Origin of the sequence: Occallatibacter savannae (genome assembly GCF_003131205.1) — a bacterium.
In the GTDB taxonomy this organism is placed as follows: domain Bacteria; phylum Acidobacteriota; class Terriglobia; order Terriglobales; family Acidobacteriaceae; genus Telmatobacter; species Telmatobacter savannae.
Genome location: NZ_QFFY01000006.1, coordinates 41077 through 54375, shown reverse-complemented (window position 1 = coordinate 54375; position 13299 = coordinate 41077). Strand labels below are relative to the sequence as shown.

The 13299-nt window shown below is 59.0% G+C and carries 15 protein-coding genes; 11 read left to right on the top strand and 4 right to left on the bottom strand.

The genetic code is table 11. The features are described 5' to 3' along the window. Nucleotides 1-95: 95 nt before the first annotated feature. The 5 genes from DHV10_RS20870 (at nt 96) to ispG (ending at nt 3717) form a co-directional block, all read left to right on the top strand. Nucleotides 96-374, top strand: coding sequence for a hypothetical protein (locus DHV10_RS20870; protein ID WP_109488358.1), 279 nt, complete (start codon nt 96-98; stop codon nt 372-374). Between the two features lie 131 nt (nt 375-505). Beyond that, nucleotides 506-1423 carry a hypothetical protein gene (locus DHV10_RS20865; RefSeq protein ID WP_109488357.1) on the top strand — a complete coding sequence of 306 codons (918 nt, stop codon included), beginning with the start codon at nt 506-508 and terminating at the stop codon, nt 1421-1423. A 191-nt stretch (nt 1424-1614) separates the two neighbouring features. After that, nucleotides 1615-2085: an SRPBCC domain-containing protein gene (locus DHV10_RS20860; protein WP_109488356.1), complete on the top strand. Its 471-nt coding sequence runs from the start codon at nt 1615-1617 to the stop codon at nt 2083-2085. Nucleotides 2086-2103: 18 nt separating this feature from the next. Next, nucleotides 2104-2445: an ArsR/SmtB family transcription factor gene (locus tag DHV10_RS20855; protein WP_109488355.1), complete on the top strand. Its 342-nt coding sequence runs from the start codon at nt 2104-2106 to the stop codon at nt 2443-2445. A 21-nt stretch (nt 2446-2466) separates the two neighbouring features. After that, nucleotides 2467-3717: a flavodoxin-dependent (E)-4-hydroxy-3-methylbut-2-enyl-diphosphate synthase gene (gene ispG / locus DHV10_RS20850; protein ID WP_109488354.1), complete on the top strand. Its 1251-nt coding sequence runs from the start codon at nt 2467-2469 to the stop codon at nt 3715-3717. 98 nt (nt 3718-3815) lie between these two features. Here the strand turns inward: ispG and DHV10_RS20845 are convergent, their stop codons facing one another. The 4 genes from DHV10_RS20845 to queF are packed head-to-tail and all read right to left on the bottom strand — an operon-like array spanning nt 3816 to nt 7115. Beyond that, the gene (locus DHV10_RS20845; protein ID WP_109488353.1) at nt 3816-4133 is read right to left on the bottom strand and encodes an EthD family reductase; all 318 of its coding nucleotides are present in this window, start codon (nt 4131-4133) and stop codon (nt 3816-3818) included. Nucleotides 4134-4156: 23 nt separating this feature from the next. Further along, a complete protein-coding gene (locus DHV10_RS20840; RefSeq protein ID WP_109488352.1) occupies nt 4157-5401 on the bottom strand; it encodes a glycosyltransferase family 2 protein in 1245 nt (414 codons plus the stop codon). Nucleotides 5402-5428: 27 nt separating this feature from the next. After that, nucleotides 5429-6667: a spinster family MFS transporter gene (locus DHV10_RS20835; protein ID WP_109488351.1), complete on the bottom strand. Its 1239-nt coding sequence runs from the start codon at nt 6665-6667 to the stop codon at nt 5429-5431. Nucleotides 6668-6716: 49 nt separating this feature from the next. Further along, nucleotides 6717-7115, bottom strand: a complete 399-nt coding sequence (queF, locus tag DHV10_RS20830) for a preQ(1) synthase (RefSeq protein ID WP_109488350.1) — start codon at nt 7113-7115, stop codon at nt 6717-6719. 121 nt (nt 7116-7236) lie between these two features. On the opposite strand from queF, the gene DHV10_RS20825 reads away from it, so the two are divergent. The 6 genes from DHV10_RS20825 to DHV10_RS20800 all read left to right on the top strand — a co-directional run bounded on the left by DHV10_RS20825 (nt 7237) and on the right by DHV10_RS20800 (nt 13294). Continuing rightward, on the top strand, nt 7237-8457 hold the full coding sequence (locus DHV10_RS20825) for an efflux RND transporter periplasmic adaptor subunit (RefSeq protein WP_162601722.1): 1221 nt from the start codon (nt 7237-7239) through the stop codon (nt 8455-8457). Then, nucleotides 8454-9413 (top strand): tetratricopeptide repeat protein, encoded by a 960-nt coding sequence (locus DHV10_RS20820; protein ID WP_162601721.1) that lies wholly within the window; start codon nt 8454-8456, stop codon nt 9411-9413. Before DHV10_RS20825 ends, DHV10_RS20820 begins: the two co-directional genes overlap by 4 nt. Further along, a complete protein-coding gene (locus DHV10_RS20815) occupies nt 9410-10750 on the top strand; it encodes a TolC family protein (RefSeq protein WP_109488347.1) in 1341 nt (446 codons plus the stop codon). Before DHV10_RS20820 ends, DHV10_RS20815 begins: the two co-directional genes overlap by 4 nt. Before the next feature lie 119 nt (nt 10751-10869). Beyond that, nucleotides 10870-12336: a hopanoid biosynthesis associated radical SAM protein HpnJ gene (gene hpnJ / locus DHV10_RS20810; protein ID WP_109488346.1), complete on the top strand. Its 1467-nt coding sequence runs from the start codon at nt 10870-10872 to the stop codon at nt 12334-12336. A gap of 95 nt (nt 12337-12431) precedes the next feature. After that, a complete protein-coding gene (locus tag DHV10_RS20805) occupies nt 12432-12890 on the top strand; it encodes an EamA family transporter (RefSeq protein ID WP_109488345.1) in 459 nt (152 codons plus the stop codon). Beyond that, nucleotides 12887-13294 (top strand): EamA family transporter, encoded by a 408-nt coding sequence (locus DHV10_RS20800; protein ID WP_239461965.1) that lies wholly within the window; start codon nt 12887-12889, stop codon nt 13292-13294. The genes DHV10_RS20805 and DHV10_RS20800 overlap by 4 nt, the downstream gene beginning before the upstream one ends. Nucleotides 13295-13299: the final 5 nt, after the last annotated feature.

Sequence of the window (13299 nt, the reverse complement as noted above, 5' to 3'; positions counted from 1 at the left end):
CGCTAAAATCCCTCTCACCCGGACATATTCGTTTCATCCCCGCCAGGGGAAGGCACTGGTAGCGCCCGGCTTCCCTCAGTCATCAGGAGAGATGCATGGAGATCGTTTCCGTCGGTCCCGATTGGTCCCAGCAAGTTGTTTGCGGAAGCTGCCGCACCACGATGAAAATCAGCCAGCCCGACCTCGGCTGGTTCAAAAAGACAACCTGGGACAAGGGCTACCTGGGGTTCCGCTGCGGACATTGTCGGACCGTAATTCTTTTCGACGGCGCTTTGGCCGACGGAAAAAATCGCGAGTGGGTCTTCGCCGAGTGCGACTACCCGCCGATCCACGTTGGCCAGGCCCTGCGCAACAAGAAGGTCGAAGCGATCTAGCATTCGCGTGGCTCCTCCGTCACACTCGCCCCTGATGGTGAACACAGACACTTAGCTCACTTCCTGTTACATAGCCGGGCAACTGCAGGTGCATCCAGGCTCTGTTCTGGACACCCGGGAAGGAGTCTGGCATGCTACGGATTTGGCTTGTCTCTCTTGCCTTTTTCACGTCCTCAACGCTCACCTCTCCTGCTCAGGCAATTCTCGATCAGTCGTTCACGCCGCCGAGCAACTACGGCGGTTTCGATGCCGCAATCAATGCCTGTTGCGCCTATGTGGCCCAAACCTACACAGCAGGATTGACGGGCACACTGGCGGGCGTTTCCATTCCAGTTCAATCCCAAGCTACTTTCCCTCTTCACATTGCTATCCGCGCTGTGAAGTCCGGCCTGCCCACAACGACCGTTCTTGGGGATGTGACCCTCACCTCAAGTAGCACGCAACTCTCAGACTTGATCCGGTTCTCCCAATGGATTCCCCAGACGGCGGGACAACAATACGCGATCGTCGTCAACTATGTCGGAGCACCTGAACCACCCTTGCCCTCTGAAGAGGGCAGTTGGGGAGGAGCAACCAGTTCGACTTTCAGCAGTCTTTACCCCGGCGGCGGCAACTTTGGAAGCGTCGACGGAGTCTCCTGGCAGCCTGAGAATGGTCCTGTCTTCGGTGACCTGTTCTTCAAGACGTTCGTTGGTCCTCCTATGCTGCCCGTCGCCATCAATGTGAGGCCGGGCAATTGCACCAACAAGATCCTTGCCGGCCGGGCAATTCCAGTAGCGATTCTCTCTTCTACCACTTTTGATGCGCCCGCGATCATTGATCCGGCAAGCCTCAGGTTCGGCCGAACCGGTTCTGAGGAAAGCCTTATCGTTTGTGACCGATCGCAAGACGTAAACGGTGACAGGCTTCCTGACTTGAAATGCAAATTCGACCTGCCTCGATCGGAGTTTCTCGAAGGGGACACCGCCGCCGTTCTCAGAGGCAGCACAATCGATGGACACCTGATCATCGGAACCGACTCCATAAAGCTAGGCGACGAACGGCATTAGTCAGCTTTTCTGGTCCCGATCAGCGGCCAGCCTGTGTCCGAGCTAATTCCCCCCCCAATGCTTCGGCAAGATCGATGCCAGCCGCTAATAGTGAAGTATTCGCTTGACAATCATCTCGAATGGCACAATACTAAAGTCTATGCTTCAGTTTTTTTACAGTCGAAGCATGCACAATCAGGAGGATCTTGACCATGCCGGAACCCAATGTGAATCACAGCACATTCGTTGTCGAACGTACCTACCCGCAATCCCCCGCCCGGGTTTTTGCCTCGTTCGCTGAGGCGGGCCGCAAGCGCCGCTGGTATGCGGAAGGCGACCACGAAATTCAGGAGTACGACTTGGACTTCCGGGTCGGAGGCGGCGAGCGTTTTCGTTACCGTTTCAAGGCGGGTCATCCGGTTGCGGGCTCAGAGATCGACAACGAGTCGACCTACCAGGACATCGTCCCGGAGCAGCGCATTGTGCTCACACAGAAAATGTCGCTGAATGGAATTCCTGTATCAGTCGCGGTGATCACGCTCGAGTTTCTCTCGGCTGATGGAGGAACGGACCTCGTCCTCACCAACCAGGGAACTTACGTTGGCTGGCCCGATGGAGCGAAGATGGTGGAAATGGGCTGGAACAGCCTGCTCGACCGGCTCCGCGGGGAAGTCGCAGCCTGATCCTGAACCGAGACCGCGATGCCAAAGCCCCAACCTGAAATTGACAACCTCTTCCACGCCCTCGGCGATCCGACACGCCGGGCCATGCTAGACCTGCTGAGCCGGGGGCCCATCTCAGTCACACGGCTGGCTGAGCCCCTCGGCGTCACGCTTACCGCCGTTGGACAGCACCTGCAAATTCTAGAGGGGAGCGATCTTGTCCGCACCGAAAAGGTGGGTCGTGTTCGCACCTGTCGCATTGAGCCCACGGGGTTTACGCGTCTGGAGAAGTGGATCAAGGAGCACCGTTCTCACTGGGAGCTGAGCCTGGACCGACTCGGCGAATTCCTTGCCGAGGAGGACGAAAACACGAACAGGTAAACTGGAGTAGACGAGGTCGCTATGCCAGAGATTCAGCGCAGGAAGACTCCCACGGTAAAGATCGGCAATGTAAAGGTAGGGTGGGAGGTCCCGGTTGTCGTCCAATCGATGACCAACACCGACACCGCGGATGTGGCCTCCACCATCGAGCAGGTTGCCGCTCTTGCGATGGCAGGGTCTGAGATTGTTCGCGTAACGGTGAACAACGAAGAGGCCGCGGCTGCGGTTCCGGCGATTGTCGAGGGACTGGAAAAGCGCGGGATTCGGGTGCCGATCGTCGGCGACTTCCACTACAACGGACACCTTCTTCTGAAGAAGTATCCGGCCACCGCGCAGGCTCTCGCGAAGTACCGCATCAACCCCGGCAATGTCTCCATCGGGCGCAAAGACGATGACAACTTCCGCACCATGGTCGAATGCGCCGTGGAGAATCAGAAGCCTGTGCGCATCGGCGTGAACTGGGGATCGCTCGATCAGTCCCTCCTTACGAAGATGATGGACCAAAACGCACGCTCGGCGCAGCCGCTACCCGCACGCGACGTGATGATGGAAGCGATGGTTGTGAGCGCTCTCGATTCAGCCAAAGCTGCCGAGTGCTACGGGCTGCGCGATGACCAAATCATCTTGTCAGCCAAGGTTTCTGGCGTGCGCGATCTGATCGACGTCTACACAAACCTCGCGGCCCGCTGTAACTATGCCCTGCACCTTGGATTGACCGAAGCCGGCATGGGAGCCAAGGGGCTCATCGCCTCCACAGCCGGACTGGCTCCCCTGCTGCTAGCCGGCATTGGCGATACCATCCGCGTGAGCCTAACGCCTAAGCCCGGTGGCGATCGCACCGAGGAGGTTCAGGCAGCCCAGCAAATTCTCCAGTCGCTGTCGATTCGCAGCTTCATGCCGCAGGTGACAAGCTGCCCCGGATGCGGACGCACCACCAGCACATACTTCCAGGAACTGGCGGAGCAGATTCAAGGCTACCTCCGCACCTCCATGCCGGAGTGGCGGAAAAAGTACCCGGGCGTTGAAGAGTTGAAACTCGCTGTCATGGGCTGCGTAGTCAATGGGCCCGGCGAGTCGAAGCACGCTAATCTCGGCATCAGCTTGCCGGGTACCTTCGAAGAGCCAAAGGCGCCGGTCTACGTCGATGGCAAGCTCTACACCACACTTCGTGGCGACACCATCGTCGCTGAGTTCAAAGAGATTCTGGACAAGTACGTTGAGAGCCACTACGGGCAAGGCGCGAAGAGCGAGGAACTGGTAGGAACTCGGTAGTTCACAATTCTAAGTTCATAGTTCGTAGAGAAATGAGCGCACATGTTGCGCTCATCCTCTTTTGCCGAGCTAGATCTCTCGGTAAGAACACACCCACATCACTGCTGCAATCGGATTTCGCTCACCTGCATCACCGGTGAAATGTCCGTGTACTTGGGGATGTCGCTTTGCAAGATATCGGCGTTGAGCAAAAAAGCGTCGGTAAATGCCTGCACACTTTCGCAGGTGAAGCCGCATATAGCCGTGAAGGGCGGCAGTTGATCTGGCGTTCCGCCGAGCATGCCGATTTCGACAGATACCGCCTTGACCGCGGAGCCAAGCAGCCCCAGAACGAGCGGGATGTGTGTAGTCATGTAGTAATCGACGTCGAAGCGGGCGCCGGGCTGGGTGGGAAAGAAGATGGTGACCTTGACCATCTCTCTACAGTACGACTCCCCGTCTAGTCTGACTGGGTGAACGGCTTCGGATCACTCTGCAGCCAGTTCTGGCGTGCCGCGCGGCGCAGTTCCGTAAGTGGGTAGAGTGTTCCCCGCCAGACAACGCCCCCTCGATAAAGGGTAAGAACCATGGATCGCAGCATCGCCCATCCGAGAAGAAGCACCGACGGTGCGAACGTCAACGCGTACCATGCCGGTACGCGGGTAGCCCGGCTGCTGGCTTGATAAACGAGGATCAGTCCGACATAGGCGAGGACCCCGGCTGCGGCGTTCCAGCCTCCAGAAAGAATCGCCGCAAGCGGCACGACTGCGTGCAGCAGAGGACCCAGTGAAGCGAGAAACTGGAGCAGCGTTCGAAAGCGAGTAACTGCGAACGCGTTTTTCTCCAGCAGCGACACAACTCCCAGAGTTCCTTCGAGCCATCGAAGACGGGCCAGGTTGCGGCCCAGGATGACACGTTGAGCGAATCCCGCTCTCTTCACGCGCATTCCGAGAAAGACATCCTCCAGAATCTCAAGACGGAGTGCTTCAAAACCACCAACGTGCTGGTAGACCTCGCGGCGGATCAAATTGAATGCGCCGGCTCCAAAGGAGTCTCTCGCCTTGGGGTCGGCTACTTTCCAGAGCCGAACCATCCAGGAGGCCATCGCCTGCATGGCGCCGAGGACCGCCTTTTCCCCTGGAGTATGAAACAGAATCGTCGGCAGCAGAACCAGGTGATCTGCACCGAGTTCCACGGCTTCCCGCATGGCGAGTTCCAGCGCTCGTGGCCCAAACATCACGTCACCGTCCGTGAAGAGGATCCACGGCGCTGTTGCGCGATTTGCGGCCGTAGCGAGGGCATGCGGCTTGCCCAACCAGCCTGCTGGAAGTTCAGCTACGTGAATGACCTCGACACGGTGCGGACTCTTGCTTGCAAGCGCTTCGCCCGCAATCTGGTCCATCAGGGTGCCGGTCCGATCACCTGAGCGATCGTCCACCGCGATGATTTGAAGCCTCAGGCCAGTGGATTCGACAAGCGAACGCAGACATTGGCCAATCACGCCTTCCTCGTCGCGCGCGGGAACGATCACTGTGAGGTCGGCGCCATCGCTCTCCGGAACCGATGGCAGCGTTGCGGGATCGATACGGCTCAGATCGGGAAGCTTTCGCATCCCTGTGAGCGAAGTCACTCCCTTCCACAGCCACGCAGCGGCAAGCCCCCAGGCCAGATTCGTGAACTGCTGGTGCAGAGAGAAGAAGCCCATATCCCTAGTATCAACGTCCGATCTGGCTCAAGGCTTTTCAGTAAGTGCAGGAGCGAAGCGGGATCCAATGATCAAAATGATGCAGGACGCGACGAGAGAAATGAGCGTCGCACCAAGGCCGATGCGAAGATCCGTCCGGTCAGCGATCTTGCCGATAATCTGCGGAGAAAACGTGTCGCCGAAAAAGTGAATACAGAACAGATTCACCGACACCGCAGTGGCGCGCACGGGTGCCGAGACGGAGTTGACGATGGCCGTATTGAGCGGGCCTGTGTTGAGGAAGAGGAAAAACTCCGCACCCAGAAGTGCAGGTACGGCATAACGAGTCGGCGCAAAGAAGAGCAGTACTCCGAACGGCAGTGTGAGGGCGACGCTCCAAAAGCTGAGCAGGTAAAGTGCACGATGGTTGGTCCTGAGCCAACGCTGCGCTATCCAGCCCCCGATCGCTGTGCCGAGAATGCCATCGATGACGGTAGCGGCTCCTGCAAGTTGACTGGCTCTTGCTACGGACATGCCGACCGGATTGTGCAGGAATTCGGGGATCCAGTTCGAGATCCCTCCCATCGCAAAAGTCAGCATCGCCAGTCCAAACGTGCCGCAGAGGAACGCTGGATTGCGGAAAAGGCCCACCACTGTCGCACGATCCGCTGTGGCGCGGATATGGTCCTGCGCGCCGCGCTCTGGCTCGCTGCCGAAGATCCCGTAGAGAACAGCGACGAGGAGCCCCGGGATCGCACAGATGAAAAATGGCTGACGCCATCCCCACGCCGTGCCCATCTGCCCGCCGGCAAGATAGCCGAGCGCGGCGCCAACCGGGATGGTCACATAAAAGATCGACAGTATCCGATTGCGATCGCGCTCAGGGTAGAAATCCGCAATCACCGCGGGCGCAAAAATGGTGAATGAAGCTTCGCCAATCCCGACAATGGCGTGCCGGATATAGAGCGTCCAGTAATCGTGAACCCAGGCGGTTGTAAGCGTCGCGAGACTCCAGAGCACGGCGCCGGCGATGATAAGCGGCTTGCGACGGAAACGGTCGCCCAGCCAGCCCGTGAGCGGTGCCGCCAGCATGTAGACGAAGAACATCGCCGTGGTGAGCGCGCCCATCTGCTCGCGCGTGACATGAAATTCACCCTGGATAAGGGAGAGCTCTCCAGGAAGAATATAGCGATCGATGAAGTTGAGCAGGTTCAGTGCGATCAGGAGGACCAGCGTGACGACTGCGGGGCTCACGCGAGTGGGGACGGGCTGGGCGGTGGTCGCCATCGCTGATTCCTCTCCGGACCATCAGATTACTGGACTTGTAGCTGGCTCTCTACGCAGTTGGCCTCGGCCACTTGGCTTCAACATTCGTGGCAATTCCGCCGCGCGGCCGAAACTCGCCTCGTACGACTGCCCAGACGGGATCGCAGGCCTTCACTACGTCTTCCAGGACCTGGTTAACGATGTTTTCCTGAAAAATACCGAGGTTGCGATAGCAGAACAGGTATTCCTTGAGCGATTTGAGCTCTAGGCAGCGTCCGCGTGGCATATACCGGATAGTCAGGTGTCCAAAGTCAGGCAGGCCGGTCTTGGGACATACCGATGTCAGTTCGGGATCATCGATGATGATCTCGTAACCGGGGAACTGGTTCTGCCAGGTTTCGATTTCAGGAAACTTGAAATCGAGCCCGGCTTTTGCATGATCGTCGGTATAGCGAGGCTGTTGAGACATGTCTCTATTGTACGAGGCACCAAGATGAACACCGCTTGATTCAAATTTCCGCGACTCAAGAGCTAAAGATGAGTCTTATATACTGACTCTGGTCGCCCGCATGGTTACGGAAAGAAAGCAATTGAGCCGCCGATGGCTGTGGTTAGGGCTGGCCGTCGTTCTCATCGCCGTCTACGTCCTTGTTCGCTCGCTCACCCGCGATCGCATGCCCGTCCATGCGGCACAAGCGGCTCAGGCTCCTTTGGAAAGCACCATTGCGACAAACGGCCGCGTTGAGCCGGAAGAAAATGTCGAGGTCCATAGTCCCGTAGCGGCCGCGGTCAGAGCCGTTTACGTTCAATCAGGCGACCAGGTGCCTGCAGGCAAGTTGCTGATGCAACTCGACGACGTTGAAGCCCGGGCCAAGCTGGCCGCGGCAGACAGCGGAGTGAAGTCGGCCCAGGCCGCACTCGAGGCCACCACCCAGAACGGCACTCTGGAGCAGCGGCAGGCCAGTGCCGCCGAAATTGCGCGTAACAAGCTTGAACGCGACCAGGCACAGCACGATCTCGATGCACTGCAGAGGCTGAACTCGACTGGCGCGGCGTCGGCGAGCGAGGTGGCATCGGCAAGGCAGCGTCTTGCGACTGCGGAGGCGGCGCTTCACGCGAGCGAGCAGAGTTCTCAGAGCCGCTACGCTCCATCAGAGCTAGCCAGGGCTCAGGCGGCCCTCCAGGATGCCGAGGCAAACCGGCAAGCTGCGCAGCAGGTACTCGCTCAAACCGCCGTCCGCGCCGCCAAGCCAGGAACCGTGTACAGCGTTGACGTCAGGGCAACCGAATTCGTCGAGCAGGGCAAAATGCTGCTGCAGATGGCGGACCTGCATAAACTCCGCGTCCGCGCGTATTTCGACGAGCCTGAGATTGGCAGGCTCGCAGTCGGCCAGAAGGCAATCATCAAGTGGGACGCGCGACAGGGCGTCGTTTGGCACGGGCACATCGAGCGGACGCCCTCCACCGTTGAGCAGTACGAGACACGCAGAGTCGGCGAGGCTCTGATCCACATCGACGACAACCCCGACGGACAGCTGCTGCCCAACACAAACGTTACCGTCACCGTGACCACGTCGAGCCAGGCTGATGTCATGAGCATCCCGCGCGAAGCGCTGCGCTCCGAAAACGGCAAGACGTTTGTGTACAGAATTGTCGGCGATGAACTGAAGAAGACCTACGTGGTTACCGGAGCCATCAACATCTCGCAGGTGGCCATCACTTCAGGGCTGAAGGATGGCGAGTGGGTGGCCACCGGAACAACAACGGGACAGCCTTTGCAGGATGGCCTCCCAGTCCAGAAGGTGCAGTGAAGAAGCTTGTCGCATTGGTGTTGCTGAGCGCGTATTTGCGCATCGGTGCCGCCGATCTGCCGAAAAGCGGGTTGGCACAGGTCGACTCTGCTCTCCAGGCCGGAGAAGCCGACAGAGCCCTGTCGTTGCTCAGTGGGGCGCCGAACTCCTCCGAAGCCCATCTGCTGCGATGCCGGATCTACTTCTCTGAACAGCGCTGGGACGAAGCAGTAAACGAGTGCGAAGCGGCAGTGCGGCTCGATAGTCAGAACGCCCAGAATCATCTCTGGCTCGCGCGTGCTCTCGGGGAAAAAGCCGATGCCGTTTCGTTCGTTTCAGCATTCAATTTGGCCAAGCGGGCAAGAGCAGAGTTCGAGCAAGCGGCGAGCCTCGATCCGCGCGATGGTGAAGCGCTCACGGATCTTGGAGAGTTCTACAGCTCCGCTCCAGGCGTCGTGGGCGGCGGGAACGACAAAGCGCAGGGCTTGGTAATGCGGCTCGAAAAGATCGATCCATCTCGCGCGCACATTCTGCAGGCACGCATCGCATTCAGCAACAAGGATTATGGAGCGGCGGAGCGCGAATTCAAATTAGCCACCACGACGAGCGCGCATCCGGCATTCCCGTGGATGGCGCTGGCCAGCTTCTACCGAAAGCGGGAACGCTGGGACGATATGCAGAGTGCAGTTGAGAGTGGATACCGGGCGGCGCAGCACGATCGCGGCGCAGGCGTTGCGCTCTATAACGGAGCCACTGTCCTCATCAAAGGCAAGCGCAACCTGGCGCTTGCAGCGAAAATGCTGGAAGAGTACCTGGCTAACTTCCCAAAGAGCGAGGAAGCTCCGGCATTTCAGGCGCACACGCAGCTCGCCCGCGTGAAAGCCCAACTTGGCGACAAAGATGGTGCGCGGCAGGAAAAGGCAGCGGCGCTGAGTCTGGCTCATGATTTCAAACCGGCGATGGGGCTTTCATTTTGAGCCTTCTGGCCCGGATCGCCGAAGCGGGCTCGCCAGCGCTGGCCGTGGCAGCTGCGTTTTGCATCTGCGCTGGAACGGCGCGCGCACAAACTTCTCTGGCGACGGTTGTTGATCTGGCGCAACGGAACAGCACAAGTGTTCGGGCAGCTTATGCGGATGTGAATAAAGCTGCGGCGGTCTACTCAGAGAGCCGGGATGCGGTAATTCCATCGATCAATTTTGGGACCGGGCTTCCCGTATTTCCGGAGATCGGATTCACTGGGCAGCCGCCATCAATCTGGAGCGCGACCGTGCAGTCGCTGGTGTACAGCTTTCCTCAAAAGCGATACATCGACGCCGCGAATCTTGGATTGCAGGCGTCGAAGGCCCGGCTGAAAGATGCGCGCGAACAAGTGGCTTTGGATGCATCGACTGCGTACATCGAACTCGATACGGTTAACCAGCAACTAGCCGACGCGCAGCAGCAGGAGAGCTTTGCCGCAAAACTTGTCGACATCGAGCAGCAGCGGACTGAAGTGGGTGTCGACCCAACGAGCGAGTTGCTGCAGGCCAAGCTGACAGCGGCCCAGATCAAGCTGAGCAGAATTCACCTCCAGTCTCGCGCGACGGTGCTGGAGAAAGAGCTCGCGATTCTTACGGGACTGCCGCTGGGATCGATCAAGGTGGATCACGCGAGCATACCGGAGATTCCTCAGGTGCACGGGCTTGACTCACAGCTCCCTGTCCACGGTGTGCAGGCGGCGAACTTCGTTGCGCTTTCGAAGGCGTCGCAGGCCAAGGGCGACCGGGAGTCAAACTACCTGCCTGAGATGCGCTTCTTTGTGCAGTACAACCGCAACACGACGATTTTGAATGACGTGAATCGTTTCTTCGCGCAGCCCCTGCCGGCAAATAACTTTGCATCGGGGATCTCAGTGCAAATTCCACTCTTCGACATGGGACGTTACGCGCGAACTCGAGAATCAGCGGCGGATGCATTGCGTTCGAGGGTGGAGGCAGAGCAGGCGCAGAAGCAGAACGACCTGGCCGTTGTGCAGGCGAGCGCGGGCATCGCGGAACTAGATGCGCAGGCGGAGATAGCAGGCCTGAAGCAGCAGATTGCGACCGAGCAACTGAATACGGTGATGACGCAGCTTGAAGTTGGGAACGGTTCGGGCGCGGGTGGCGGCTCTCAGCCGCAGGCGAGCCCCAAGGCGGAGCAGTTGGCACGGATCGACGAACGGCAGAAGGTGGAGGACGCTCGCGAGGCGGGGTTGGACCTGGCCAAGGCTCGCCTGAATCTATTGCGCACGCTGGGCCACATGGACGACTGGCTGAAAGAACTTCGCGCGAAGTGACCGTCCGGGTGCCTCAGAGCAAGTACTTGCATTTGCGGCAGTTGAGTGCATGTTGCCCTATCGGTACACACCGCAGCGCGTGAGAAAACATCCCAGATGGTAAAATTGTAAGGATGCCTATGCCCCTGAAAACACTCTTCCTCAACCCGCCCTCGTTCGAAAATTTCGACGGTGGCGCAAGCTCGCGCTGGCCCGCTACGCGCGAGATCGAGTCGTATTGGTACCCCGTGTGGCTGACCTATCCTGCCGGATTGTTGGAAGGTTCGCGCCTCCTGGATGCCCCGCCGCATCACGTCTCGGCGGAAGAGACGATCAATATCTGCAAGGACTACGAGTTCCTTGTTCTCTTCACGTCCACCGTGGGCTGGGAGGGCGATCAAAGACTCGCCGAGGCAATCAAGGCTGCAAACCCGTCCATCCGGATCGCCTTCGTCGGGCCGCCGGTTACCACGGATCCGGATCGCGCCCTGAATGAGTGCTCAGTTCTGGACTTCATCTGCCGGCGCGAGTTCGACTACTCCGTCGTGGAGTACGCAACCGGCAAGCCGCGGAACGAAATCCTCGGCATCAGCTACAAGGAAAATGGCAAGATCTTCCACAATCCTGATCGCCCGCAGGTCGAAGACCTGGATGCCATGCCATGGGCAACCAAGATCTACAAGCGCGACTTGGACGTGACAAAGTACAACGTGCCGTTCCTGCTCCATCCCTACATCGCGCTCTATTCAACCCGTGGCTGCCCTGCGCAATGTACCTTCTGCCTCTGGCCGCAGACCCTCAGTGGCCATGCATGGCGCAAGCGCTCCACTGACGACGTCGCAGCCGAGTTGAAGTGGGCCAAGGAGAACTTCCCGCATGTGAAGGAATTCTTCTTCGACGACGACACCTTCAACATCCAGAAGGCGCGCACCATCGAGCTCTGCGAAAAGCTGAAGCCGCTGAATCTCACCTGGAGTTGCACTTCGCGCGTCACCACCGATCGCGAGACCCTGAAGGCCATGAAGGATGCCGGATGCCGCCTACTCATCGTCGGCTTTGAATCAGGCGATCCGCAGATTCTCAAGAACATCAAAAAGGGCGCAACCGTTGAGCGGGCGCGCGCGTTCGCAAAGGACTGCAATGACCTCGGCCTCGTGATTCACGGCGATTTCATCCTCGGTCTTCCCGGCGAGACGAAGGAATCGATCCGCAATACGATCAACTTCGCCAAGACTCTCGACTGCGAGACCATCCAGGTCTCCATCGCGCATGCGTACCCTGGGACTGAGTTCTACGAGTTCGCCAAGGCAGGCGGCTTTATTACGAACGAAAAAATGGAAGACGGCGGCGGGCACCAGATGGCCCACATCGAGTATCCGGGACTGCCAGTCGATTACGTAATGGAGATGGTGCACCGGTTCTACGACGAGTACTACTTCCGTCCGAAGGCCGCATTCCGCGTAGTGTGGAAGGCGATTGTGAACCGCGACGTGCCACGGCTTTATGTTGAGGCCAAGGCATTCCTGAAGCTTCGTGCGGAGCGCAACAAGATGGTGAAGGAAGCGCGCAGCAAACAGCCGACAGCCGGTGCGGCGGCAAGCGCGTAGAAGGCTACCGTCGAGCTGAAACTCAGGGCGGGACCGCCGCAGCGGATTCCGCCCTTCTTCATTTCTGGCTGCGAGTTGGAGTTGATCGAAGAACGATGGCGCACATTCGGCCCACGCCGCGGCAATACATGATCCTGGGACTGGTTGCGCTGGGCGCTCCTCTAGGCGATACGTGTCTCTCTCGAGGCATGACTGCCCTTCCTCCGATCTCGCTGACCGATCCGATGTCGCTGGTCCACGCGATTTTCACGCCCTGGATTGGGGCAGGTATCGCCCTGCTGATCGGATTCTTTGCCAGCTACCTGACGGCCCTGTCGTGGGCCGACCTCACCTATGTTCTGCCGGCAACGGCTTTCGGCAACGTGATCGTGGCGTTGTTCGCGCGCTTCTGGCTCCACGAAACGATCTCGTGGCAGCGATGGGCGGGCATCGTTCTGATCACCGTCGGCGTGGGGTTCGTGACACAGGGACCCTCTCTGACAGAGCGCCCCGCAGAGAATGCTGCACCGAGCGGTGTTCAGGAACATGAGACTGCAGAAGGACGGGCACGATGATGCCGGCGCATCCAGGTGCAAGTCCGGGAGCCTGGGCAGCTGCCGGGATGATAGCGGCGGTAGTGCTGACCTCGACTGCGGGTGAGGTGTTGACGGCTGCCGCAATGAAATCTGTTGGCGATCTCGATGAGATTCGGGCAAAGTCTGGAATGAAGGGCGCGATTCGGGCCGTGGTCACGAGCCCTCTCTTGTTCGCTGGAATCTTTTTCCTGGCGCTCTCCTTCTTCTCGCTCTTGTTCGCGCTCAACCACCTTAGCCTGAGCCTCGCAGCTCCGGCATCGGCTTCGCTCACACTGATTACGAATTCGATCGCGGGGAAGATCTTCTTGCATGAGAACGTCGACCGTCGCCGCTGGATGTCGGCAGGGCTCGTGTGTATCGGCGTCTACCTGCTGGCGCACTGAAGTGC

Bases quoted from the DNA above. Each gene is read 5' to 3' on its own strand.
- DHV10_RS20865 (WP_109488357.1), top strand. From the start codon at position 506: ATGCTACGGATTTGGCTTGTCTCTCTTGCCTTTTTCACGTCCTCAACG.
- DHV10_RS20800 (WP_239461965.1), top strand. From the start codon at position 12,887: ATGATGCCGGCGCATCCAGGTGCAAGTCCGGGAGCCTGGGCAGCTGCC.
- ispG (WP_109488354.1), top strand. From the start codon at position 2,467: ATGCCAGAGATTCAGCGCAGGAAGACTCCCACGGTAAAGATCGGCAAT.
- DHV10_RS20805 (WP_109488345.1), top strand. From the start codon at position 12,432: ATGGCGCACATTCGGCCCACGCCGCGGCAATACATGATCCTGGGACTG.
- DHV10_RS20840 (WP_109488352.1), bottom strand. From the start codon at position 5,401: ATGGGCTTCTTCTCTCTGCACCAGCAGTTCACGAATCTGGCCTGGGGG.
- DHV10_RS20855 (WP_109488355.1), top strand. From the start codon at position 2,104: ATGCCAAAGCCCCAACCTGAAATTGACAACCTCTTCCACGCCCTCGGC.
- queF (WP_109488350.1), bottom strand. From the start codon at position 7,115: ATGTCTCAACAGCCTCGCTATACCGACGATCATGCAAAAGCCGGGCTC.
- DHV10_RS20845 (WP_109488353.1), bottom strand. From the start codon at position 4,133: ATGGTCAAGGTCACCATCTTCTTTCCCACCCAGCCCGGCGCCCGCTTC.
- DHV10_RS20835 (WP_109488351.1), bottom strand. From the start codon at position 6,667: ATGGCGACCACCGCCCAGCCCGTCCCCACTCGCGTGAGCCCCGCAGTC.
- hpnJ (WP_109488346.1), top strand. From the start codon at position 10,870: ATGCCCCTGAAAACACTCTTCCTCAACCCGCCCTCGTTCGAAAATTTC.
- DHV10_RS20870 (WP_109488358.1), top strand. From the start codon at position 96: ATGGAGATCGTTTCCGTCGGTCCCGATTGGTCCCAGCAAGTTGTTTGC.
- DHV10_RS20860 (WP_109488356.1), top strand. From the start codon at position 1,615: ATGCCGGAACCCAATGTGAATCACAGCACATTCGTTGTCGAACGTACC.